The 19,651-nt window shown below is 44.2% G+C and carries 21 protein-coding genes; 14 read left to right on the top strand and 7 right to left on the bottom strand.

Annotated features, from left to right (window positions below; translation table 11 throughout):
• Positions 1-271: 271 nt before the first annotated feature.
• The 3 genes from DBK98_RS21880 to DBK98_RS21870 all read right to left on the bottom strand — a co-directional run bounded on the left by DBK98_RS21880 (position 272) and on the right by DBK98_RS21870 (position 4,233).
• A complete protein-coding gene (locus DBK98_RS21880) occupies positions 272-1,606 on the bottom strand; it encodes an NADP-specific glutamate dehydrogenase (protein WP_005781046.1) in 1,335 nt (444 codons plus the stop codon).
• Between the two features lie 165 nt (positions 1,607-1,771).
• On the bottom strand, positions 1,772-1,948 hold the full coding sequence (locus DBK98_RS21875; protein WP_002562412.1) for a hypothetical protein: 177 nt from the start codon (positions 1,946-1,948) through the stop codon (positions 1,772-1,774).
• Positions 1,945-4,233 (bottom strand): NADP-dependent malic enzyme, encoded by a 2,289-nt coding sequence (locus DBK98_RS21870; protein WP_005781044.1) that lies wholly within the window; start codon positions 4,231-4,233, stop codon positions 1,945-1,947. Before DBK98_RS21870 ends, DBK98_RS21875 begins: the two co-directional genes overlap by 4 nt.
• 387 nt (positions 4,234-4,620) lie before the next feature.
• On the opposite strand from DBK98_RS21870, the gene DBK98_RS21865 reads away from it, so the two are divergent.
• The 5 genes from DBK98_RS21865 (at position 4,621) to DBK98_RS21845 (ending at position 8,283) form a co-directional block, all read left to right on the top strand.
• Positions 4,621-4,914, top strand: a complete 294-nt coding sequence (locus DBK98_RS21865; RefSeq protein WP_005781040.1) for a hypothetical protein — start codon at positions 4,621-4,623, stop codon at positions 4,912-4,914.
• 15 nt (positions 4,915-4,929) lie between these two features.
• The gene (locus DBK98_RS21860) at positions 4,930-5,223 is read left to right on the top strand and encodes a cell division protein ZapA (protein ID WP_032535461.1); all 294 of its coding nucleotides are present in this window, start codon (positions 4,930-4,932) and stop codon (positions 5,221-5,223) included.
• A 109-nt stretch (positions 5,224-5,332) separates the two neighbouring features.
• Positions 5,333-6,868, top strand: coding sequence for a ribonuclease Y (rny, locus tag DBK98_RS21855; protein WP_005808123.1), 1,536 nt, complete (start codon positions 5,333-5,335; stop codon positions 6,866-6,868).
• Positions 6,869-6,958: 90 nt separating this feature from the next.
• Positions 6,959-7,714 (top strand): copper homeostasis protein CutC, encoded by a 756-nt coding sequence (locus DBK98_RS21850; RefSeq protein WP_032535462.1) that lies wholly within the window; start codon positions 6,959-6,961, stop codon positions 7,712-7,714.
• A gap of 86 nt (positions 7,715-7,800) precedes the next feature.
• Positions 7,801-8,283, top strand: coding sequence for a PepSY-like domain-containing protein (locus tag DBK98_RS21845; RefSeq protein ID WP_005808119.1), 483 nt, complete (start codon positions 7,801-7,803; stop codon positions 8,281-8,283).
• Positions 8,284-8,364: 81 nt separating this feature from the next.
• Here DBK98_RS21845 and DBK98_RS21840 read toward each other — a convergent pair whose 3' ends face one another.
• Complete coding sequence (locus DBK98_RS21840; RefSeq protein WP_032531641.1) at positions 8,365-9,534, bottom strand: acyltransferase; 1,170 nt, start codon at positions 9,532-9,534, stop codon at positions 8,365-8,367.
• Positions 9,535-9,688: 154 nt separating this feature from the next.
• Between DBK98_RS21840 and DBK98_RS21835 the strand changes: the two genes are divergently transcribed.
• Positions 9,689-10,255: an MTA/SAH nucleosidase gene (locus tag DBK98_RS21835; RefSeq protein ID WP_005808116.1), complete on the top strand. Its 567-nt coding sequence runs from the start codon at positions 9,689-9,691 to the stop codon at positions 10,253-10,255.
• Here the strand turns inward: DBK98_RS21835 and DBK98_RS21830 are convergent.
• Positions 10,222-10,584: a YbaN family protein gene (locus DBK98_RS21830; RefSeq protein WP_005781029.1), complete on the bottom strand. Its 363-nt coding sequence runs from the start codon at positions 10,582-10,584 to the stop codon at positions 10,222-10,224. The two genes, DBK98_RS21835 and DBK98_RS21830, sit on opposite strands and share 34 nt — an antisense overlap.
• A 116-nt stretch (positions 10,585-10,700) precedes the next feature.
• Between DBK98_RS21830 and DBK98_RS21825 the strand changes: the two genes are divergently transcribed.
• From DBK98_RS21825 to DBK98_RS21800, 6 genes are all read left to right on the top strand, one after another.
• Positions 10,701-11,033 (top strand): 6-carboxytetrahydropterin synthase, encoded by a 333-nt coding sequence (locus DBK98_RS21825; protein ID WP_005781027.1) that lies wholly within the window; start codon positions 10,701-10,703, stop codon positions 11,031-11,033.
• Positions 11,020-11,565, top strand: a complete 546-nt coding sequence (locus tag DBK98_RS21820) for a radical SAM protein (RefSeq protein ID WP_032535463.1) — start codon at positions 11,020-11,022, stop codon at positions 11,563-11,565. The genes DBK98_RS21825 and DBK98_RS21820 overlap by 14 nt, the downstream gene beginning before the upstream one ends.
• Positions 11,566-11,698: 133 nt before the next feature.
• On the top strand, positions 11,699-12,439 hold the full coding sequence (locus tag DBK98_RS21815; protein WP_005781023.1) for a (Fe-S)-binding protein: 741 nt from the start codon (positions 11,699-11,701) through the stop codon (positions 12,437-12,439).
• On the top strand, positions 12,436-13,821 hold the full coding sequence (locus DBK98_RS21810; protein WP_032535464.1) for a lactate utilization protein B: 1,386 nt from the start codon (positions 12,436-12,438) through the stop codon (positions 13,819-13,821). Before DBK98_RS21815 ends, DBK98_RS21810 begins: the two co-directional genes overlap by 4 nt.
• Positions 13,818-14,396: an LUD domain-containing protein gene (locus tag DBK98_RS21805; protein ID WP_005808111.1), complete on the top strand. Its 579-nt coding sequence runs from the start codon at positions 13,818-13,820 to the stop codon at positions 14,394-14,396. Before DBK98_RS21810 ends, DBK98_RS21805 begins: the two co-directional genes overlap by 4 nt.
• Positions 14,397-14,454: 58 nt before the next feature.
• Positions 14,455-15,327 carry a pyridoxamine kinase gene (locus tag DBK98_RS21800; RefSeq protein WP_032535465.1) on the top strand — a complete coding sequence of 291 codons (873 nt, stop codon included), beginning with the start codon at positions 14,455-14,457 and terminating at the stop codon, positions 15,325-15,327.
• 81 nt (positions 15,328-15,408) lie between these two features.
• Here the strand turns inward: DBK98_RS21800 and DBK98_RS21795 are convergent, their stop codons facing one another.
• Together DBK98_RS21795 and DBK98_RS21790 are read right to left on the bottom strand one after the other, a co-directional pair.
• Complete coding sequence (locus tag DBK98_RS21795; protein WP_032531638.1) at positions 15,409-15,723, bottom strand: hypothetical protein; 315 nt, start codon at positions 15,721-15,723, stop codon at positions 15,409-15,411.
• Positions 15,724-15,925: 202 nt separating this feature from the next.
• Positions 15,926-17,752 (bottom strand): VWA domain-containing protein, encoded by a 1,827-nt coding sequence (locus tag DBK98_RS21790; RefSeq protein WP_032535466.1) that lies wholly within the window; start codon positions 17,750-17,752, stop codon positions 15,926-15,928.
• Between the two features lie 111 nt (positions 17,753-17,863).
• Here DBK98_RS21790 and DBK98_RS21785 point away from each other — a divergent pair, with 111 nt between their 5' ends.
• Together DBK98_RS21785 and DBK98_RS21780 are read left to right on the top strand one after the other, a co-directional pair.
• Positions 17,864-18,439 (top strand): RNA polymerase sigma factor, encoded by a 576-nt coding sequence (locus DBK98_RS21785; RefSeq protein ID WP_032535467.1) that lies wholly within the window; start codon positions 17,864-17,866, stop codon positions 18,437-18,439.
• Entirely contained in the window at positions 18,436-19,602 is a 1,167-nt protein-coding gene (locus DBK98_RS21780) for an energy transducer TonB (RefSeq protein WP_032535468.1), read from the top strand. Before DBK98_RS21785 ends, DBK98_RS21780 begins: the two co-directional genes overlap by 4 nt.
• Positions 19,603-19,651 lie beyond the last annotated feature (49 nt).

The following is a 19,651-nucleotide window of genomic DNA, read 5'->3' as shown; positions in this document are numbered from 1 at the left end:
TTTTATAGCAAACTGTCCGGACTGTCTGTTTAAATAGTCTGTTAATATTATTTTTTTTGTTGCTGAACGATTAATGGAATGCGGAGGTGATGTTGAATAAGGAGATATTTTATTTTGCTGTTCCGGAGCTTGAGTACATTTTTTAGTATCCCATCTTTGTGCTCTTTCTCTTCAAGCACTTGCATTGACAGTTTGAAATGAAAATCCCCGTACTCCTGTTACAGAGATACGGGGACTTCTACTATGACATTATGATTGAATTCTTTGCTGATTATAAGATTCCCTGTGCCATCATTGCTTTGGCAACCTTCATAAATCCGGCTACGTTAGCACCCTTCACATAGTTTACGTATCCGTCCGGTTCTGTACCGTATTGTACGCAAGCTTCATGGATATTCTTCATGATGCTCTTCAGCTTTTCGTCTACCTCTTCAGAGCTCCAGCTCAGTTTGATAGAGTTCTGGGTCATTTCCAATCCTGAAACGGATACACCACCCGCATTGGCTGCTTTACCCGGGGCATACAGGATCTTGGCATCCTGGAACACTTTGATAGCTTCCGGAGTAGAAGGCATGTTGGCACCTTCGGATACTGCCATGACACCGTTGGCAACCAGTTTGCGTGCGTCGTCACCGTTAAGTTCGTTCTGAGTGGCCGAAGGCAATGCGATATCGCCTTTCTCACCCCAGGGACGGGCTCCTTCAACGTATTTACATCCGTAAGTTTCGGCATATTCGCGGATGCGTCCGCGGTAGAGGTTCTTCAGCTCCATGATGTAGTCCAGTTTAGCGCGGTCGATACCGTCCGGATCGTAGATGTAACCATCGGAATCGGACATGGTAACCACTTTACCGCCCAGTTCCAACACTTTTTCGGCGGTATACTGAGCCACGTTACCCGAACCGGAGATCAGACAAACTTTACCTTTCAGGTCAGTTCCTTTTGTCTTCAGCATTTCCATCAGGAAGTAGATGTTACCATAACCTGTAGCTTCCGGACGGATCAGTGAACCGCCGAACTCGCGACCTTTACCGGTGAATGTTCCGGTGAACTCGTGAGAGAGCTTTTTGTACATACCGAACATGAAACCTACTTCGCGGCCACCCACACCGATGTCACCGGCAGGTACGTCGGTTTCAGGACCGATGTGGCGCCACAGTTCAAGCATGAAGGCCTGAGTGAAACGCATTACTTCGGCATTTGACTTTCCGCGCGGAGAGAAGTCCGAGCCACCTTTACCACCACCCATCGGCAGGGTAGTCAGTGAGTTTTTAAAGGTTTGCTCGAAAGCAAGGAATTTAAGAATACCAAGGTTTACAGAAGCATGGAAGCGGATACCTCCTTTGTACGGGCCGATGGCGTTGTTGTGCTGAACACGGTACCCCATGTTGGTCTGCACGTTGCCTTTATCGTCTACCCAAGTCACACGGAACTGGTATACTCTGTCTGGAATGCAAAGACGTTCAATCAGATTGGCTTTGTCGAATTCAGGATGTTGGTTGTATTCTTCTTCAATCGTAGAAAGAACTTCTTCTACTGCCTGATGATACTCCGGTTCGTTGGGGAACCTTCTCTTCAAATCTTCTAATACCTTAGCTGCATTCATAATTCTTTTTTCTTTTAATATGATTGTTTTTAAATTCTATCGTCTCTCTGTTGATGACGTTGCAAAAGTAAACATAAAAATCGAACTAACAAGCATTTTATAAAGAAAAACGGCATAAAACATCAAAATTGATATTTTATGCCGCAAAAAAGGAATAAAAAGATATTATTTATTCTTTTTAAGTGATTTGTAGACGGGAATAAAGACTAATGCTGCCGAAATGATAAGCATAAGTATGGTAGGGCCGTCAATACGTTCGGCGTATACCAATACTATGTAACAAAGCGCCACCCAAAGCAGAATGATACAAACTATTTGTGATTTGGATAAAGGACGTTTCATTTATTAGCTTTTTTCTTTTCTACAATAGCGTCGATAACAGCCACGGCGGTGATGTTCACGATGTCGCGTACCGAGCTTTCGATATCTGTAAAATGGATCGGTTTGTTCAGCCCCATTTGGATCGGGCCGATAAATTCGGTATCCGGGTCCATGGCCTGCAACAACTGATATCCTGCATTGGCAGAGCTTAGGTTGGGGAATACCAATGTATTCACATCCTTTCCGTTGAGGCGGGTGAAGGGGTACTTGGAGTCACGGAGTTCGCGGTTCATGGCAAAATTCACCTGCATTTCACCGTCAATAGCCAGTTCGGGATATTCTTTCTGCATATAAGCTACTGCTTCGTGTACCTTCAGCGGGCTTCCTGCCTGGTCGGAACCGAAGTTAGAATAGCTCAGCATGGAGATCACCGGGGTATGATTGAAGAATCTGACAGTTTGGTCGGCCAGCTTGGCTATATCTATCAGAGTGGAAGTATCCGGATGGCGGTTGATCAAAGTGTCAGCCAGGAAGTAAGTTCCCTTTTTGGAATTCAGGATGTGCATGGTTCCGAAATGCTTGTATTCCGGACGGATGCCGATAACTTCTTTCGCTACTTTGATGGTATTGCTGTATTTGGTGTATAATCCGGTGATGAAAGCATCCGCGTCTCCGGTTTCAACCATCATCATACCGAAGTAGTTGCGCTCGAACATCTTGTCGTTGGCTTCTTCGTATGTAGCGCCTTCGCGGGCACGTTTCTGAGAGAGGATGTGGGCATAACGTTCGCGTCGTTCTGCCTCACGGTCGTGGCGAAGGTTGATGATTTCGATTCCGTCCAGGCTCAGGTCGAGTTCCTTGGCCAGTTTCTCGATGCGTTCTTCGTTACCTAATATAATAGGGTGGCAGATTCCTTCCGATTTAGCTTCGACAGCGGCTTTCAGCATGTTGGGGTGTCCGCCTTCGGCAAATACCACACGTTGCGGGTTGCGGCGGGCGGTATCGTAGAGCTGGCGGGTCAACTGGGATTCCTGTCCCATCAATTCGCGGAGATGCGTTTTATATTCATCCCAGTTCTCGATATTCTTGCGGGCCACACCACTCTCCATAGCGGCACGGGCCACGGCGATAGATACTTCCGTAATCAGACGCGGATCTACCGGTTTCGGGATAAAGTATTCCGGACCGAAAGTGAAGTTGTTCACATGGTAAGCTTCGTTCACCACATCGGGCACGGGTTGTTTGGCCAGATTGGCAATGGCGTGTACGGCGGCAATCTTCATCTCTTCGTTGATTGCTTTTGCCTGAGTGTCGAGCGCTCCGCGGAAGATATACGGGAAACCGATTACATTATTAATCTGGTTCGGATAGTCCGAACGTCCGGTTGCCATCAACACGTCGGGGCGGGCAGCCATGGCGTCTTCATATGAAATCTCGGGTGTGGGGTTTGCCAAAGCGAACACGATGGGCGAGGAGGCCATGCTGCGCACCATATCCTGGGATAATACATTTCCTTTTGACAGGCCGAGGAATACGTCTGCTCCCTTGATTGCTTCGGCCAGTGTATGAATGTCGGTACGGTCGGTTGCGAAATAACGTTTCTGTTCGTTCAAGTCGGTGCGTGCCTTGCTGATAACGCCTTTGCTGTCGAGCATGACGATATTTTCGAGGCGGGCGCCCAATGATACGTAGAGCTTCGTGCACGATACGGCGGAAGCACCTGCACCATTGACAACGATTTTCACATCTTCTATCTTCTTACCGGCCACTTGCAAGGCGTTTACCAGTCCGGCACTCGAGATGATGGCCGTCCCGTGTTGGTCGTCATGCATCACAGGGATGTCAAGCTCTTCTTTCAGGCGGCGTTCTATCTCAAAACATTCGGGTGCTTTGATATCTTCCAGGTTGATACCTCCGAAAGTAGGAGCGATGGCTTTTACGGCTTCGATAAATTTATCAGGATCTTTTTCGTTGACTTCGATGTCGAACACATCGATACCTGCATAGATTTTGAAAAGTAAACCTTTACCTTCCATTACCGGTTTACCGCTTAAAGCACCGATGTCGCCCAATCCTAAAACTGCTGTACCGTTTGAGATTACGGCTACCAGATTACCTTTGGCTGTATATTTATAAGCATCCTGTGGGTTCTTTTCTATTTCGAGGCATGGTTCTGCCACACCGGGAGAGTAAGCGAGAGATAAGTCGGTTTGTGTACTGTAGGGTTTGGTAGGTACTACCTCAATTTTACCGGGTTTGCCCTGTGAGTGATAGAGCAAAGCGGCTTCTTTGGTTATTTTAGCCATGATTATGCGTTTTTATAAAGGTTATCATTTGCCCGCAAATGTAGGAATAAAACTTCGGAATCGTAGTCTATTTGATATAAATTCTATTAAATTAATAACAAAAAGGCACAAAAAGATGAAAATGTATCCAGCTTTTTCTCTTCTTTCTGCATATTTATTACAAACGAGATGATGATTCTGAATAATTGTACTTATACCCATATTCTTTTCTATAATGAACGTTTGTGTGTAGAAAATAAATATCCTTGTAATAGAAGACATATAGCTAAAAAAAATAAATAAAAGTTGCCCCGGACAACTATTTTCACTATAAATGACTATTTTCCGCCGAAAAGTTTTTGTAATATCAGAGTTAATCGTATTTTTGTGTACAATTTTGGTGTAGTGATGACAGAAGAAGAAAAGAAGCTATTAAGTACCTTTGAAGCAAGGCTGCGGCATTTAATCTATCTGCATGATGAATTAAAGCGCGAAAATGCTGAGTTAAAGCAACTTCTCGAAGATGAGAAGGCCGAACTCGAAAAGGTGAAAGCTGAATACAAAGCGTTAGAATCAAACTACACAGACCTAAAAACAGCTACGGCAATCAGCCTTAACGGCAGCGACGTAAAAGAGACGAAGCTGCGATTGTCTAAATTAGTGCGTGAAGTCGATAAATGCATCGCTTTGTTGAATGAATAACATAAAAAAGGATGTATGAACGATAAAATAAAAATAAACCTGCAAATAGCAGATTCTTATTATCCCCTCACCATCAACCGTGACGAGGAAGAGACCGTAAGAGAAGCGGCAAAGCAGGTAAATATCAGGCTCAATGCGTATCGGGAGTACTACAGGAACATAGCTCCGGAAAAGATTATAGCTATGGTGGCATATCAGTTTTCACTGGAAAAGCTGCATCTGCTGCAACGTAATGATACCCAACCGTATACGGCCAAGATAGAAGAACTTACAGAAATGCTGGAAGAGTATTTCAGGAACGAGGAATAACTGTTTCCATTTTTATAAAAGAAAATCCACGCACTGCTAAAGATGCCCGGAAGAAGAAGCTTTCGAGTATTTGGCAGTGCGTTTTTATTTATATTTAAATTAAATTACAATGTTAGTAACAATAGTAGCATCCATTGCATGCTTCATCGTAGGAGGAATCTTATCGTACGTATTGTTTAAATACGGACTGAAGGCCAAATATGATAATGTCCTGAAAGAAGCAGAGACAGAAGCAGAAGTGATTAAGAAGAACAAACTGCTGGAAGTAAAAGAGAAGTTTCTCAATAAGAAAGCAGATTTGGAGAAGGAGGTAGCCCTGCGTAACCAAAAGATCCAACAGGCCGAAAATAAGCTGAAACAACGTGAAATGGTGCTGAGCCAGCGTCAGGAAGAGATTCAGCGTAAAAGAGCCGAAGCCGATGCTGTCAGAGAGAATCTGGAAGCACAGTTGGGAATCGTGGATAAAAAGAAAGAGGAACTGGACAAACTCCAGCATCAGGAAATTGAAAAACTGGAAGCACTTTCCGGTTTGTCGGCCGAAGAGGCAAAAGAACGCTTGGTAGAGTCGTTGAAAGAAGAGGCAAAGACTCAGGCGCAGTCTTATATCAATGATATCATGGACGATGCCAAACTGACTGCAAGTAAAGAGGCTAAACGCATCGTGATACAGTCGATACAACGTGTGGCTACGGAAACTGCCATCGAGAATTCTGTAACTGTATTCCATATTGAATCGGATGAAATCAAGGGACGTATCATCGGACGTGAAGGCCGTAATATCCGTGCTCTTGAAGCTGCTACCGGAGTTGAAATCGTAGTAGACGATACTCCTGAAGCAATTGTTCTTTCCGCATTCGACCCCGTTCGTCGTGAAATAGCCCGTCTGGCATTGCACCAGTTGGTTACTGACGGACGTATTCACCCGGCACGCATCGAAGAGGTGGTTGCCAAAGTGCGTAAACAAGTGGAAGAAGAAATTATTGAAACAGGTAAACGTACTACTATCGACTTAGGTATCCACGGATTGCATCCGGAACTGATTCGAATCATCGGTAAGATGAAATATCGTTCATCTTATGGACAGAACCTGTTGCAGCATGCACGTGAGACTGCCAACCTTTGTGCTGTGATGGCCTCTGAACTGGGCTTGAATCCGAAGAAAGCAAAACGTGCCGGATTGTTGCATGATATTGGTAAGGTGCCCGATGAAGAACCGGAATTGCCACACGCTTTGCTGGGTATGAAACTTGCTGAGAAATTCAAGGAAAAACCGGATATTTGTAACGCTATCGGTGCCCACCACGATGAAGTAGAGATGACCAGCCTGCTTGCGCCTATCGTACAGGTGTGTGATGCCATCTCCGGAGCACGTCCGGGTGCACGCCGCGAAATTGTTGAGGCTTACATCAAGCGTCTGAACGATCTGGAACAGTTGGCTATGTCTTATCCGGGTGTAACCAAGACTTATGCTATCCAGGCAGGACGCGAGCTTCGTGTTATTGTCGGGGCAGACAAAATAGACGACAAGCAGACGGAAAATCTGTCGGGTGAAATTGCGAAGAAGATTCAGGACGAGATGACTTACCCAGGACAGGTGAAGATAACCGTTATCCGCGAAACACGTGCGGTGAGCTTTGCAAAATAAAGACTGAAAAAGAAAATGTTTATGATAAGGGCGAAGCAATTCGCCCTTTTTTAATTCCTCGTTAAACAGTTATTTTAATATTCATGAAATATGAAGAACTACCTATTTGAAGTTTGTACCAACTCCGTAGAGAGTTGCATTGCTGCACAGGAAGGTGGAGCAAACCGCGTGGAACTTTGTGCAGGCATCCCGGAGGGCGGAACGACTCCCTCGTATGGCGAAATCGCGATGGCACGTGAGGTGCTGACAACTACACGGTTGCATGTCATTATCCGTCCGCGTGGAGGAGATTTTCTTTATTCTCCCATCGAAATAAAGACTATGTTGAAGGATATTGAAATGGCTCGTCGACTTGGAGCTGATGGAGTGGTGTTTGGATGCCTGACAGCAAACGGAGAGATAGATGTGCCGGTGATGGAACAGTTGATGGAAGCTTCTGAAGGTTTGTCCGTCACTTTCCACCGGGCATTCGATGTGTGCCGTGATGCATCTAAGGCTTTGGAGCAGATAATTAATCTGGGATGTGACCGTATTCTGACTTCGGGGCAACAGGCAACGGCTGAACTTGGCATACCTTTGTTGAAAGAACTCCGTGAAAGGGCGAACGGCAGAATCACTCTCCTTGCAGGTTGTGGGGTGAACGAAAAGAATATCTGCCGGATTGCAAAAGAAACCGGTATTCAGGAATTCCATTTCTCCGCACGGGAGAGTATCAAAAGCGGAATGGCATACAAGAACGAGGCTGTATCTATGGGAGGAACTGTTCATATCAGCGAGTATGAGCGGAATGTGACAACTGTGAAGCGTGTGAAGGATACGATTGGAAACCTCACTTCTGTCCTCTGACAGTGTAGTGGTGGCAGCCTGAAACAAAGCAACCTTGTAAGTTGTTAGTTAGCGAAAAGTATTCATCCGATTAAAATGCTTTAGCTATGATAAAATTGAGATTCAGCTTGTTAATGACTCTGTTGATGGTTGTCATGTCTGTTTGGGCAGATAATGCTCCTGCCAAGGCGCAGGCGGCTTTGAAAAAAATGTATCCCAAAGCTGATGGTATCGCCTGGTCACAGGACAGCGGTTACTATTGTGCCGATTTCATGATGAATGGTTATGAAAAGAATGTCTGGTTCAATGCGCAGGGACAATGGCAGATGACCCAGACGGAGTGGGGAGATACCGATGAACTTTCTGCTACGGTATATAATGCGTTTGCTTCCGGTCCTTATTCCGGCTGGCAGGTGGAAGATGTTACTTATGTCGAGTTTCCCAAATGGCAACCGATTATTGTCATCAAGGTAGGGCAACAAAATGTAGACATTCAATATCAGCTGTTTTATAGTCCGAACGGGGCATTGCTGCGTACCCGTAATGTGAGTTATATGGATGATATATTGGGACCGGGTACATTCTTGTAACTGTAGTCTCTTATCAATGACTTACGTGTAAGGTGAGAAGAGTTCTTAAGCTCTTTCCACCTTACACGTCAATTGTTGGTCTTATCCCATAAGCCAGACAGCTTTTTGGGGCATAAGTTTATAAATGAACGCAGTGAATGCCCAGCTGCAGAGGAATATACAGATAGCCATCAGTGGAACCTGTAGAGGGATAGGTAACGACGAGGGTCCTATTAGAAGGAAAAAAGGACCTACGACGAAGTAGTGAACCATATAGATGCCGAAACCGCATTTGGTCATGTTGGCCAGTGCTTTTATGACAGTCTGGTTGGTGATGACTACTTTTTGTAGCAGTAAGAAGGTGGCTAAGGTCATTAACAATACGTTGGGGCTACAGAAGGTAAAGAAGAGTTCCATTTCTGTTTCTGTTGCGTCAGGATTGGCTGCTGTGGTGCTGAAACCTGTATAAGTGACATAATATCCGACGGCAAACATGAGTATGCAAAGAGTGAATGTTTTCATCAGACTCCAGTTGTTACCCTTCTTGACGTAATGTCCCAGTAATAAATATCCATTGAATCCGGCAAAATAGTAGAAGAGCCCGAATTCATTCCATGTATCAGTACCGAATACATAACCGCTTCTGTCGAACAAACAATTGGCAACATACTCCTTTAGATAAGGAATGAAGAGTGAAATAATCCATATCAGGAGAAATGTTCGTTTGGTCTTTTGATCAGCGTTGTCTATCCATGCCGAGAAGAATGGCATATAGAGATACAGGCCGATGAGCAGGTAGATGTACCACATGTGGTTCTCTTTATGGCTGAAATTGAACGGAATCATGGCTACATCCTTCAGAGAATCTATCAGGCTTTGTGATTCTTGTCCTTGCGTATAACAGAAGAAGTCCCCGATAATTTCTTTCGGCAACCCGAGTACTCCCGTAAACCAGGGAAACAGACTATATAACACCGACCAGATAAGGAAGGGAAACAAAACACGATATATGCGTTTTTTGTAGAACTGACCTAATGGCTGTTTTTTCACAGGGAGCAGAAGTAGCCCGGTCATCATAACAAACAAGGGAACCGATGGGCGGAGGAGTGAACCGTAAATTGCTGCCCAGTGCGTGTATTCGGGGATTGCCCGCATCGTGGGTGAAATGTAAAAAGGATCGATGCAATGAACGCCTATGACCATTATCATTGCAACGCAACGGATGACGTCGAGCCAGACAATACGATTGTCGGAGATAGAGTTTTGAATCATGATATTTTGTGTTTTAAGTTTCAGGCAAAGATAGGAAGAAAACAGGGCGGATATGTGCAGAATCTGACCATTTAAAGATAATATCTGGTCAAATTGTCTTTAATTGACTACTTTTGCATTCGATATAGAATGTATAAAATTAAAGATAGTATTTATGTTGAAGATATTAGTGACTTATGCCGTACAAGGCGAATTTACAGAAATCAAGTGGCCCGATGTGGAGGTATATTATGTACGGACAGGCATTGGAAAAGTGAAAGCGGCTTTTCATTTGGCGGAAGCCATTCAGCAGGTGAAGCCGGATATTGTGATCAATCAGGGAACAGCCGGAACGATTAACCATCAGGTGGGGGATGTCTTTGTCTGCCGTCATTTTGTCGACCGGGATATGCATAAAATGTCCGGATTAGGAATGGAGTGCCACATTGATTCGTCAGAGTTGCTTGCCGCCAGAGGCTTTTGCCGGCACTGGACCGAATCGGCAACTTGCAATACCGGTGATAGCTTCCTGACCGAACTGACGGATATTGAAGGAGATGTGGTAGATATGGAAGCCTATGCACAGGCCTTTGTGTGCAGGGCTAAGGAGATTCCTTTTATTTCGGTGAAATATGTTTCGGATGTGATCGGGCAGAATTCTGTGAAGCATTGGCAAGACCGGCTGGAAGATGCTCGTGCGGGATTGTCTCACTTCTTCAATGTTTTGAAAGAAAGTATATGATAAGTCACTCCTACGGCTATCAGGAAGAGGAGTACTTTGACCCAAACCAACGGAATCAGGAAAAAAATGCAATAGAGCATCGTGCCCCACATTAGCAGGAGTGAGATGATTTTAGCGCGTAAGGGGATTGCCTTATTTTCACGGAAGTTACGTATATAGGTACCGAAATATTTGTGATTCAGCAGCCATTGGTATAGGCGCGGAGATCCTTTGAAGTAGAGGGCGGCAGTGAGCAGCAAGAAAGGAGTAGTGGGTAACAATGGCAGGAAAATACCGAGAATGCCAAGTCCCAGCGAAAGAGTACCTAATATAATACAGATCGTTTTCATTCCGCAAAAATAGGAAAAATAACTTTTCTCGCTGAATGAAAACTATCTTTTGTATTATCTTTGTAGCCGCACCGAGGTGACATTAGGTGTAGTAACCATTAATAATACATATAACGATGTTTACAGTAATTAAACGAATGGAAATATCGGCTGCACATAAGCTGATTCTTCCGTACCGGAGTAAATGCGCCACTCTTCACGGTCACAACTGGATTATCACTGTCTATTGCCGTTCAGAACGGCTCAACTCGGATGGAATGGTAGTGGATTTTACCCAGATAAAACAGACCGTCAAGGAAAAACTGGATCACCAGAATCTGAATGAAGTACTTCCTTTTAATCCCACGGCGGAAAATATTGCCCGTTGGGTATGCAAGCAGATTCCACAGTGTTATAAGGTAGAGGTACAGGAGTCGGAAGCAAATACGGTGATTTATGAGAAAGATTAACGAGATTTTTTATAGTTTACAGGGAGAGGGGTATCATACAGGTACCCCTGCTGTTTTCATACGTTTCTCAGGGTGTAATCTGAAGTGTGACTTTTGTGATACCCGGCATGAAATCGGTGAAATGATGACAGACGAAGAAATTGTAAATGAAGTAAAGAAGTATCCGGCTGTCATGGTGATTCTTACTGGGGGAGAGCCTTCACTTTGGATTGACGATGCCTTTATCGATTTGTTGCACGGGGCGGGCAAGTATGTGTGTATCGAAACCAATGGAACGAAACCTTTGCCTGCTGCTATCGACTGGGTAACTTGTTCGCCTAAGCAGGGTGTCAAATTAGCTTTAAACCGGATGGATGAAGTTAAAGTTGTTTACGAAGGACAAAATATTGACGTTTATGAACAGCTTCCTGCCGAACATTTCTTCCTTCAGCCTTGTTCTTGTAATAACACCGCAGAAACGGTGGATTGCGTGATGCGACATCCCAGATGGAGACTTAGCCTGCAAACGCACAAACTGATAAATATTTTGTGAGCTACGGAAGCTGATACGAGGGCTGCATGTCATAAGCTGTGCATTATGAGTGGCTTTGCTGTCCCCGTACGTATTTCATAGTTGATAACTCGTGGCTTATGACTCGTGACTTGTAACTAATTAATGATATATTATGAAAGTAGGTTTGTTTATCCCCTGTTATATCAATGCCATCTATCCGCAGGTAGGGGTGGCATCATATAAATTACTGAAGAGCTTAGGGGTGGATGTCGATTATCCTCTTGATCAGACTTGTTGCGGACAGCCCATGGCAAACGCCGGTTTTCAAGATGAATCTTTAAAGATGGCTATCCGTTTCAATGATTTATTTCAGAAGTATGATTACATTGTAGGCCCGTCTGCCAGTTGTGTGGCTTTTGTGAAAGAAAACCATCCCGGTATTTTGGCTAAAGAGGGTCATCAATGCCAGAGTGCAGATAAGATTTACGACCTCTGTGCCTTTATTCACGATGTGATAAAACCTACGAAAATCCCTGCTCGTTTTCCCCATAAAGTCAGTATTCATAACAGCTGTCACGGTGTACGTGAACTTTTTCTATCTGCTCCGAGTGAATTGAACATACCTTATTTCAATAAATTGCGCGATTTGCTCCAGATGGTCGAGGGGATTGAAGTGTTTGAACCCAGCCACGTGGACGAATGTTGTGGTTTCGGCGGTATGTTTGCAGTCGAAGAGCAGGCTGTATCCGTCTGCATGGGACGTGATAAGATACGGCACCATATGGAGACTGGTGCCGAATACATAACCGGAGCCGATAGCTCCTGTCTGATGCATATGCAGGGTATCATTGAGCGTGAACACCTGCCTATCCGAATTATTCATGTTGTAGAAATATTAGCATCACAATTATGAGTACCAAGCATGCAAAAGCTGCCGAGAAGTTTCTGGAAAATCCGGTGATGGCAGCATGGCACAATGAGACCCTTTGGATGGTCCGTGCCAAAAGAGACAAGATGAGCAAGGAAGTACCCGAGTGGGAAGAATTGCGTGACAAGGCATGTGCGTTGAAACTTTATTCCAACAGCCACCTTGAGGAACTCTTGCTGGAATTTGAGAAAAACGCCACAGCCAACGGAGCCATCGTTCATTGGGCAAAGGATGCGGAAGAGTATCGTGCCATTGTTTATGAAATATTGAGCAGTCATGGAGTGAAACATTTTGTGAAAAGCAAATCGATGTTGGCGGAAGAGTGTGAACTAAACCCGTTCCTGATAGAGAAAGGAATAGACGTTGTGGAGTCTGATCTCGGAGAGCGCATTCTTCAGTTGATGAATCTGGCGCCAAGTCATATTGTGCTTCCGGCTATTCACATCAAGCGTGAACAGGTGGGAGAGCTGTTTGAAAAGGAAATGGGAACGGAGAAAGGTAATTTTGATCCTACTTATCTGACCCATGCCGCTCGAAAAAGCTTGCGGAACATCTTCCTGAATGCGGAAGCTGCCATGACGGGAGCCAACTTTGCCGTAGCATCCACTGGAGATATAGTGGTTTGCACGAACGAAGGAAATGCTGATATGGGGACATCGTGCCCGACACTGAATATTGCTGCTTTCGGTATGGAGAAGATCGTGCCGGATATGGAGGCTTTGGGAGTGTTTACCCGTTTGTTGGCGCGTTCGGCAACAGGGCAACCTATCACTACCTATACCTCTCAATATCGCAATCCCCGTGAAGGAGGCGAATATCATATTATCATTGTAGATAACGGACGAAGCGCTTTGCTTGCCCATCCCGATCATATCAAGACTTTGAATTGCATCCGATGCGGTGCTTGTATGAATACTTGTCCGGTGTATCGTCGGAGCGGGGGATATTCCTACACCTACTTTATTCCCGGTCCTATCGGTATCAATCTGGGTATGGTACATGATCCGGAAAAGTATTATGATAACCTGTCAGCCTGTTCGCTGTGTATGTCTTGTTCGGATGTTTGTCCGGCAAAGGTAGACCTGGCTGAACAGATTTATAAATGGCGGCAGGATCTGGATAAGATTGGAAAAGCTAATACGGGTAAAAAAATAATGTCCGGTGGGATGAAAGTATTGATGGACCATCCGGCTCTATTCAATGCGGCTCTTTGGGCTGCTCCGGCAGTTAACCATTTGCCGCGTTTTATCAAATACAATGATTTGGATGCCTGGGGTAAGGGTCGCGAACTGCCAGAGTTTGCCAGCGAATCGTTCAACGAGATGTGGAAGAAAAATAAAGTGCAAGGAAAGGAGGAAAACAAATGAGTAGTAAAGAAGAGATATTGGCGAGTATCCGTAAAAATACGAAGAACCGTTATGAATACCCTGATTGGCAAATCAAAACCACTACTTATCCGGATGTGGTTGCCAAATTCTGCGAGATGAGTTTTGCCGTCGGAGGTGAAGCTATTGTATTGGGGGAGGGAGAAGATATCAATGCTGTCATCCGTCGTACTTACCCTGATGCTGCCAGTATTGCTTCCGATCTGGAGGAAATCACCTGCGCTACATTCAATCCTGATTTGCTGACTCGCGCACAAGATCTGAATGGAACCGATATAGCTGTTGTTAAAGGCGAAATTGGGGTGGCCGAGAATGCAGCTGTCTGGATTCCCCAAACGGTGAAGTACAAAGCGCTCTATTTTATAGCCGAAAAACTGGTGATTGTTTTGGACAAGAACCGTATTGTGAGCAATATGCATCAGGCTTACGAGCTGATAAAAGATGAAAAATATAAATTTGGTACATTTATCTCCGGCCCTTCAAAAACTGCTGATATAGAGCAAGCGTTGGTGATGGGAGCGCACGGTGCGAGAGATGTATTGGTAATATTGAAGTGATGAGGGAATGTTTATCTGTGGTGAAACAGATTTCTGCAATATCCTCTTATACAAATATATGTTTGCAAATAAAGTAAAGAAAGTGGCTGCCATTCACGACCTTTCCGGTATGGGAAGGGTTTCTCTGACAGTCGTAATTCCTATTCTGTCGTCTATGGGGTTTCAGGTATGTCCGTTGCCTACGGCCATCCTTTCTAATCACACGCAATATCCGCATTTCACTTTTCTTGATCTGACGGATGAAATGCCTCGTATTATTGCCGAGTGGAAACGTTTGGAGGTGGAGTTCGATGCTATCTATACCGGTTATTTAGGATCACCCAGGCAGATTCAGATTGTATCTGACTTTATCCGTGATTTTCGCCGGAAAGATAGCTTGACGGTGATAGATCCTGTCTTGGGAGACAATGGTAAACTCTATTCAAATTTTGATGAATCTATGGTGGCAGAGATGCAGCAGTTGATCACACATGCCGATGTGATAACTCCCAATCTGACGGAACTTTTCTATCTGCTCGGCCGTCCGTATAAAGAGACCAATACCGATCAGGAATTAAAGGATTATCTGCATTGCCTGTCAGAAAAAGGGCCTGAGGTGGTGATCATAACTAGTGTGCCTGTGTTGGATGAACCTCATAAAACTTCGGTTTATGCTTATAACCGGACAGGAAATCGCTATTGGAAAATCACTTGCCCTTATCTGCCTGCCCATTATCCGGGTACGGGAGATACATTTACGAGTGTCATTACCGGAGCTTTGCTGCAGGGAGACAGCCTTCCCATTGCTTTGGATCGTGCTACCCAGTTTATCCTGCAGGGAATTCGTGCCACTTTCGGTTATGAGTATGATAACCGTGAAGGTATTCTGTTAGAAAAGGTACTCCATAATCTTGATATGCCAATTCAGAGTAGCAGTTACGAGCTGATTTAAATGTTTCCGGAGTACATCTATTCATAAAAAAGCACTGCTCCAAAAATGAAACAGTGCTTTTTGCCCTTTAAAGATGCATCTTTATTTTACTTCTTCACCTTTTTCGTTCATTACTACAGTTGTCTCTGTACCGTCTTTCTGTGTAACGACTACTTTGTAGAGTTTGCCGTCTTCTTTAGCTGTTACTGATGCTTCTTTGATAGTCGATTCAGGATAAGCTTTTCCGAGGGCTTCGGTTACTGCTGCAGGGAGATCTTTTACTTCAATCTTTGTATACTCGTCTTGTGGAGCCTGTGCAGTCGTTACTACTGCGTTAGCGTTTTCTACGTTCTGTGCGAATGCTACTGAGCTACCTAATCCCATAACCAATGCTATTGCTACTAATACCTTTTTCATAATTGTAAGTTTTGAGTTAATAAATGGGGTTTGTTTTTCTGTAAGCCGTTTGCTTACGATAATAGTAGTGCAAGCGGTGTGCCAGAATAAATATATATGTGTTATCTTGTTGATTATTAGATTGTTATATTCAAAGATCTAAATCTCAATCTGTGGAAATTGGGGTTTTGGGGTGTGGATAACGTGGAAAACTTCCACAGTATCAGATACCTTTGGCAGTTTCTGCGAGCCGTATAAATTCTCTTTTATATCCCTTTTCGTCGTTTTCCAAGCCGGTCTTTGCCAAAGAAATCACTTTGTCATAATTGGCATTTCCCTTGAATTCAGAATCTCTCAGCAGTTGTCCGAACATGGCTACTGCGGCTGCGAAACGAAAATCGGCGGAAACCCGGTTGTTTTTAGAGTCAGTCAACGCCTGTTCTATCTTTTTGCTGGCATTGCCGTCCGGTGTTTTGTAGCGTAGTTTGACGGTTAGTAATTCATTAGAGTCGTTGACAGAGGTGGCAGTCTTTTGTTTCTTCTGATATTTCAAATCGTCCACTTTTCCGGTAAAATCACTTTTTACCCCTACAGGAATCACTTCATAGAAAGCTGTGACTGTATGTCCGGCTCCCATTTCTCCTGCATCTTTTGTGTCGTTGTTGAAGTCTTCATCTGCCAGCAAACGACTTTCATAGCCAATCAACCGATAGGCTTGTACCTGTGTCGGGTTAAACTCCACTTGTAGTTTTACGTCTTTGGCGACCGTATGTAAAGTTGCTCCGAACTCGTTCACCAATACCCGGTTGGCTTCTTGCAGATTGTCGATATAGGCATGATTGCCGTTTCCCTTTTCGGCAAGAGTCTGCATCTTGCTGTCTTTATAGTTTCCCATCCCATATCCTAATACGGTGAGGAATACACCGCTCTTACGTTTTTGCTCAATCAGTTTCTCCAGTTCCTGATCCGATGATACGCCCACATTGAAATCACCATCGGTACAGAGGATGATGCGGTTATTGCCACCGGTTATAAAATTTTTCCGGGCAATTTTATAAGCCAGTTTAATTCCTTCTCCTCCCGCTGTAGAGCCTCCTGCTTCCAGTTCGTCAATGGCTTCGCGTATTTTTTGTTTATCGCTTCCCGGTGTGGATGCCAGTTTCTCTCCGGCAGCGCCCGAATACACCACGATTGCTACTTTATCTTTATCTCTCAGATTGTTAACTAATAACTTTAATGATGATTTTACCAGATCCAGACGTTCGGGACCATACATCGAACCGGATACGTCGATCAGGAAGATTAGGTTCGAAGCAGGTAAGTTTTCGGTAGGAATTTCTTTTGCTTTCAATCCGATGCGGACTAACCGATGCTGTTCGTTCCAAGGACAAGTACCTATTTCTGATGTGATTCTTACCGGATCGTTCCCTGTTGGTTGTGCATAATTGTAAGAGAAGTAGTTTATTAATTCTTCTGTACGGATGGCATCAGCCGGAGGTAGCTCTCCTTTATTAAGGAATCGGCGCATATTGCTATATGAAGCTACATCCACATCGATCGAGAAAGTAGATAGCGGATTATCCCACACTTTCTTAAATCCATTTTCCTGTATTGCTTTATATTCTTCGGCAGACATCCCTACGTTGTATAACAGGCTGTGGTTCATTGCGATGGGGGTAGCACCGCAAATCATTTTTTGTGTTTCTATCCCATAACCTATCACTACGCATTCTTCCAACTGTTGTGTATCCGTTTCTAAGGCGACATCTAAACGGGCAGAAGTCACTTTTATTTTTTGAGTGCGATATCCTATGAAAGAGAATACTAAGGTTACCCCTTTGTTTGCACGAATGGAATAGCTACCGTCTGTGCCGGTAATGGTTCCGTTCTGTGTACCGTTTATTACAACGGAGCAACCGGCCACCGCTTCTCCGCTTTCAGCGTCTGTAACTATACCTTTTACTATGAAAGGCTGTGCACTGACTGCTCCCCATGAAATTACTGTCATTAGCAGTATAAGCATCAAAGCTCTGAATTGATTCGTTTTCATACTTTTATTGTTTTAAGTGGATAAATTTGATTCCTTGTTTTACTCAATAGATGCAATTCTCTTATAGATTCCATAAATAGATTCCTCTTTTTTTTTAACTTTGCAAAAAAAATCCTGTTTTTCAGAAGAAACATATCGGAACAGACGGACGAGGAACTATTGCAGCATTATATGAAGTCCGCTAAAACAGAGTATTTCGGTGAACTTTATAACCGTTATATTCCGTTGTTGTATGGCGTGTGTCTGAAGTATCTCAAAGATGAAGCCCGGGCTCAGGATGCGGTGATGGAACTTTTTGAAGATTTGCTTCCTAAAATCACCCATTATGAAATAAAAACTTTCCGGACCTGGATATACCGGGTAGTAAAGAATCATTGCTTGCAAATATTACGGAAAGACTCTAAAGAGATTTCATTGGATTATACTGTTCATATTGTGGAATCCGATGAATTTTTGCATCTTTTATGTGAAGAGGAAAGTAATGCGGACCAATTGGAAGCTTTGCATCATTGTCTAAAGAAACTTTCTGAACCCCAACGTATCAGCATACGGCATTTCTTTATAGAAGAAATGTCTTATGCCGATATAGTTGCGCAAACCGGTTTTACGCTGAATAACGTAAAGAGCTATATCCAGAACGGAAAACGTAATTTGAAGATTTGTATTAAAAATCAGCTTAAGGAATGAAACTATTAGACTACATACGGGGAGCCCGCAAAGGAAAAGAGGCGCATCGGCTGGAGAAAGAGGCTATGCGTGATCCTTTTCTGGCCGACGCGCTCGAAGGTTACAGCCGTGTAGGGAATGGAGCCGACGAACAGATTGAGGAGTTGCGCCGTCGGATTAGAGCCCGTGCTGTGCGAAAGCGTAACCATGCTGTGGTCTGGAGTATCGCCGCCAGCCTGCTGATTGGAGTTTGTATCGGCTCTTATTTCCTTTTTCAGGAGAAACCTTTGTCGGATGAAGCACGGATGGCAATGGAACAAGCGGTTCATCCGAAACCCTTGTCGGTATATGAGGAAGAGAAGAAAGATGAGTTGGCTGAGGCGGTAATAAAGGATTCGGCAGGCCCGTCGAAGAAATTGATTTCAGAGAGTAAGAAGAAAAAAATGCTTGCGCCTTCATCTGAGGTTCCTCAAATAATGACTCAGGAATTGATGGAAGAAGCGCTGGAAGCCACCATTGACGACGAACCTTCGGCTATGGACAAAAAAATGGTTATGAGAGCTTCGGTGGCTAATGATAGTAGTTTTAACGCTAAAGTGGCTGTTGTTGGTAAGGTGCGTGGTAAAGTGACCGATCCCAGTGGTGAACCTCTTGTTGGTGCCACAGTCAGGGTGAAAGGGACTAATCAGGGGACTATCTCAGATGAAAATGGTGATTTTACTTTAAAGACAGATGGGAATCGGGAACTTTCAGTCGATTATATCGGTTATGAATCTGTTGTCCTTCCTGTTGATACGACTAAAGATTTATTGATAGCTATGAACGTAGATGATGCTACACTTGACGAGGTTGTAGTGGTAGGATACGGTTCGCAGCCGAAGAGTAGCGTTACAGGTGCTATAACGAGCTTAAAGATGTCAGGTACGCCGCAACCGTCTATAGGGCGAAAAGCTTTTCGGAGGTATCTGAAAGAGAATCTGGTGCATCCTTCCGACAAAGAGTGTGCACGTGCCAAGGGAAAAGTGATTCTTACTTTCCGGGTAGATAAGGATGGACGTCCGGAATCCATTAGTGTTAAAAAGGGACTTTGTGCTTCGGCCGATAAAGAGGCCATTCGTCTGATTGAAGAGGGACCTGACTGGACTATTGGTGATGAATCGGTAGAGGTGAGTATCCGTTTCTGATAAACGAAAATCCCGCTTAGGTCACATGACTTAAGCGGGATTTTTTTTG

Source organism: Bacteroides sp. PHL 2737 (assembly GCF_004115325.2).
GTDB classification, from domain to species: domain Bacteria; phylum Bacteroidota; class Bacteroidia; order Bacteroidales; family Bacteroidaceae; genus Bacteroides; species Bacteroides hominis.
The sequence above is the reverse complement of the archived record's forward strand: the minus strand, read 5'-3'. Positions and strand labels throughout refer to the sequence as shown.

Excerpts from the sequence above, each read along its gene's own strand:
- DBK98_RS21870 (WP_005781044.1), bottom strand. The coding sequence starts at position 4,233 with ATGGCTAAAATAACCAAAGAAGCCGCTTTGCTCTATCACTCACAGGGC.
- DBK98_RS21850 (WP_032535462.1), top strand. The coding sequence starts at position 6,959 with ATGAAGAACTACCTATTTGAAGTTTGTACCAACTCCGTAGAGAGTTGC.
- DBK98_RS21860 (WP_032535461.1), top strand. The coding sequence starts at position 4,930 with ATGAACGATAAAATAAAAATAAACCTGCAAATAGCAGATTCTTATTAT.
- DBK98_RS21805 (WP_005808111.1), top strand. The coding sequence starts at position 13,818 with ATGAGTAGTAAAGAAGAGATATTGGCGAGTATCCGTAAAAATACGAAG.
- DBK98_RS21780 (WP_032535468.1), top strand. The coding sequence starts at position 18,436 with ATGAAACTATTAGACTACATACGGGGAGCCCGCAAAGGAAAAGAGGCG.
- DBK98_RS21865 (WP_005781040.1), top strand. The coding sequence starts at position 4,621 with ATGACAGAAGAAGAAAAGAAGCTATTAAGTACCTTTGAAGCAAGGCTG.
- DBK98_RS21835 (WP_005808116.1), top strand. The coding sequence starts at position 9,689 with ATGTTGAAGATATTAGTGACTTATGCCGTACAAGGCGAATTTACAGAA.
- rny (WP_005808123.1), top strand. The coding sequence starts at position 5,333 with ATGTTAGTAACAATAGTAGCATCCATTGCATGCTTCATCGTAGGAGGA.
- DBK98_RS21840 (WP_032531641.1), bottom strand. The coding sequence starts at position 9,534 with ATGATTCAAAACTCTATCTCCGACAATCGTATTGTCTGGCTCGACGTC.
- DBK98_RS21825 (WP_005781027.1), top strand. The coding sequence starts at position 10,701 with ATGTTTACAGTAATTAAACGAATGGAAATATCGGCTGCACATAAGCTG.
- DBK98_RS21845 (WP_005808119.1), top strand. The coding sequence starts at position 7,801 with ATGATAAAATTGAGATTCAGCTTGTTAATGACTCTGTTGATGGTTGTC.
- DBK98_RS21810 (WP_032535464.1), top strand. The coding sequence starts at position 12,436 with ATGAGTACCAAGCATGCAAAAGCTGCCGAGAAGTTTCTGGAAAATCCG.
- DBK98_RS21795 (WP_032531638.1), bottom strand. The coding sequence starts at position 15,723 with ATGAAAAAGGTATTAGTAGCAATAGCATTGGTTATGGGATTAGGTAGC.
- DBK98_RS21820 (WP_032535463.1), top strand. The coding sequence starts at position 11,020 with ATGAGAAAGATTAACGAGATTTTTTATAGTTTACAGGGAGAGGGGTAT.
- DBK98_RS21790 (WP_032535466.1), bottom strand. The coding sequence starts at position 17,752 with ATGAAAACGAATCAATTCAGAGCTTTGATGCTTATACTGCTAATGACA.
- DBK98_RS21815 (WP_005781023.1), top strand. The coding sequence starts at position 11,699 with ATGAAAGTAGGTTTGTTTATCCCCTGTTATATCAATGCCATCTATCCG.
- DBK98_RS21880 (WP_005781046.1), bottom strand. The coding sequence starts at position 1,606 with ATGAATGCAGCTAAGGTATTAGAAGATTTGAAGAGAAGGTTCCCCAAC.
- DBK98_RS21800 (WP_032535465.1), top strand. The coding sequence starts at position 14,455 with ATGTTTGCAAATAAAGTAAAGAAAGTGGCTGCCATTCACGACCTTTCC.
- DBK98_RS21830 (WP_005781029.1), bottom strand. The coding sequence starts at position 10,584 with ATGAAAACGATCTGTATTATATTAGGTACTCTTTCGCTGGGACTTGGC.
- DBK98_RS21875 (WP_002562412.1), bottom strand. The coding sequence starts at position 1,948 with ATGAAACGTCCTTTATCCAAATCACAAATAGTTTGTATCATTCTGCTT.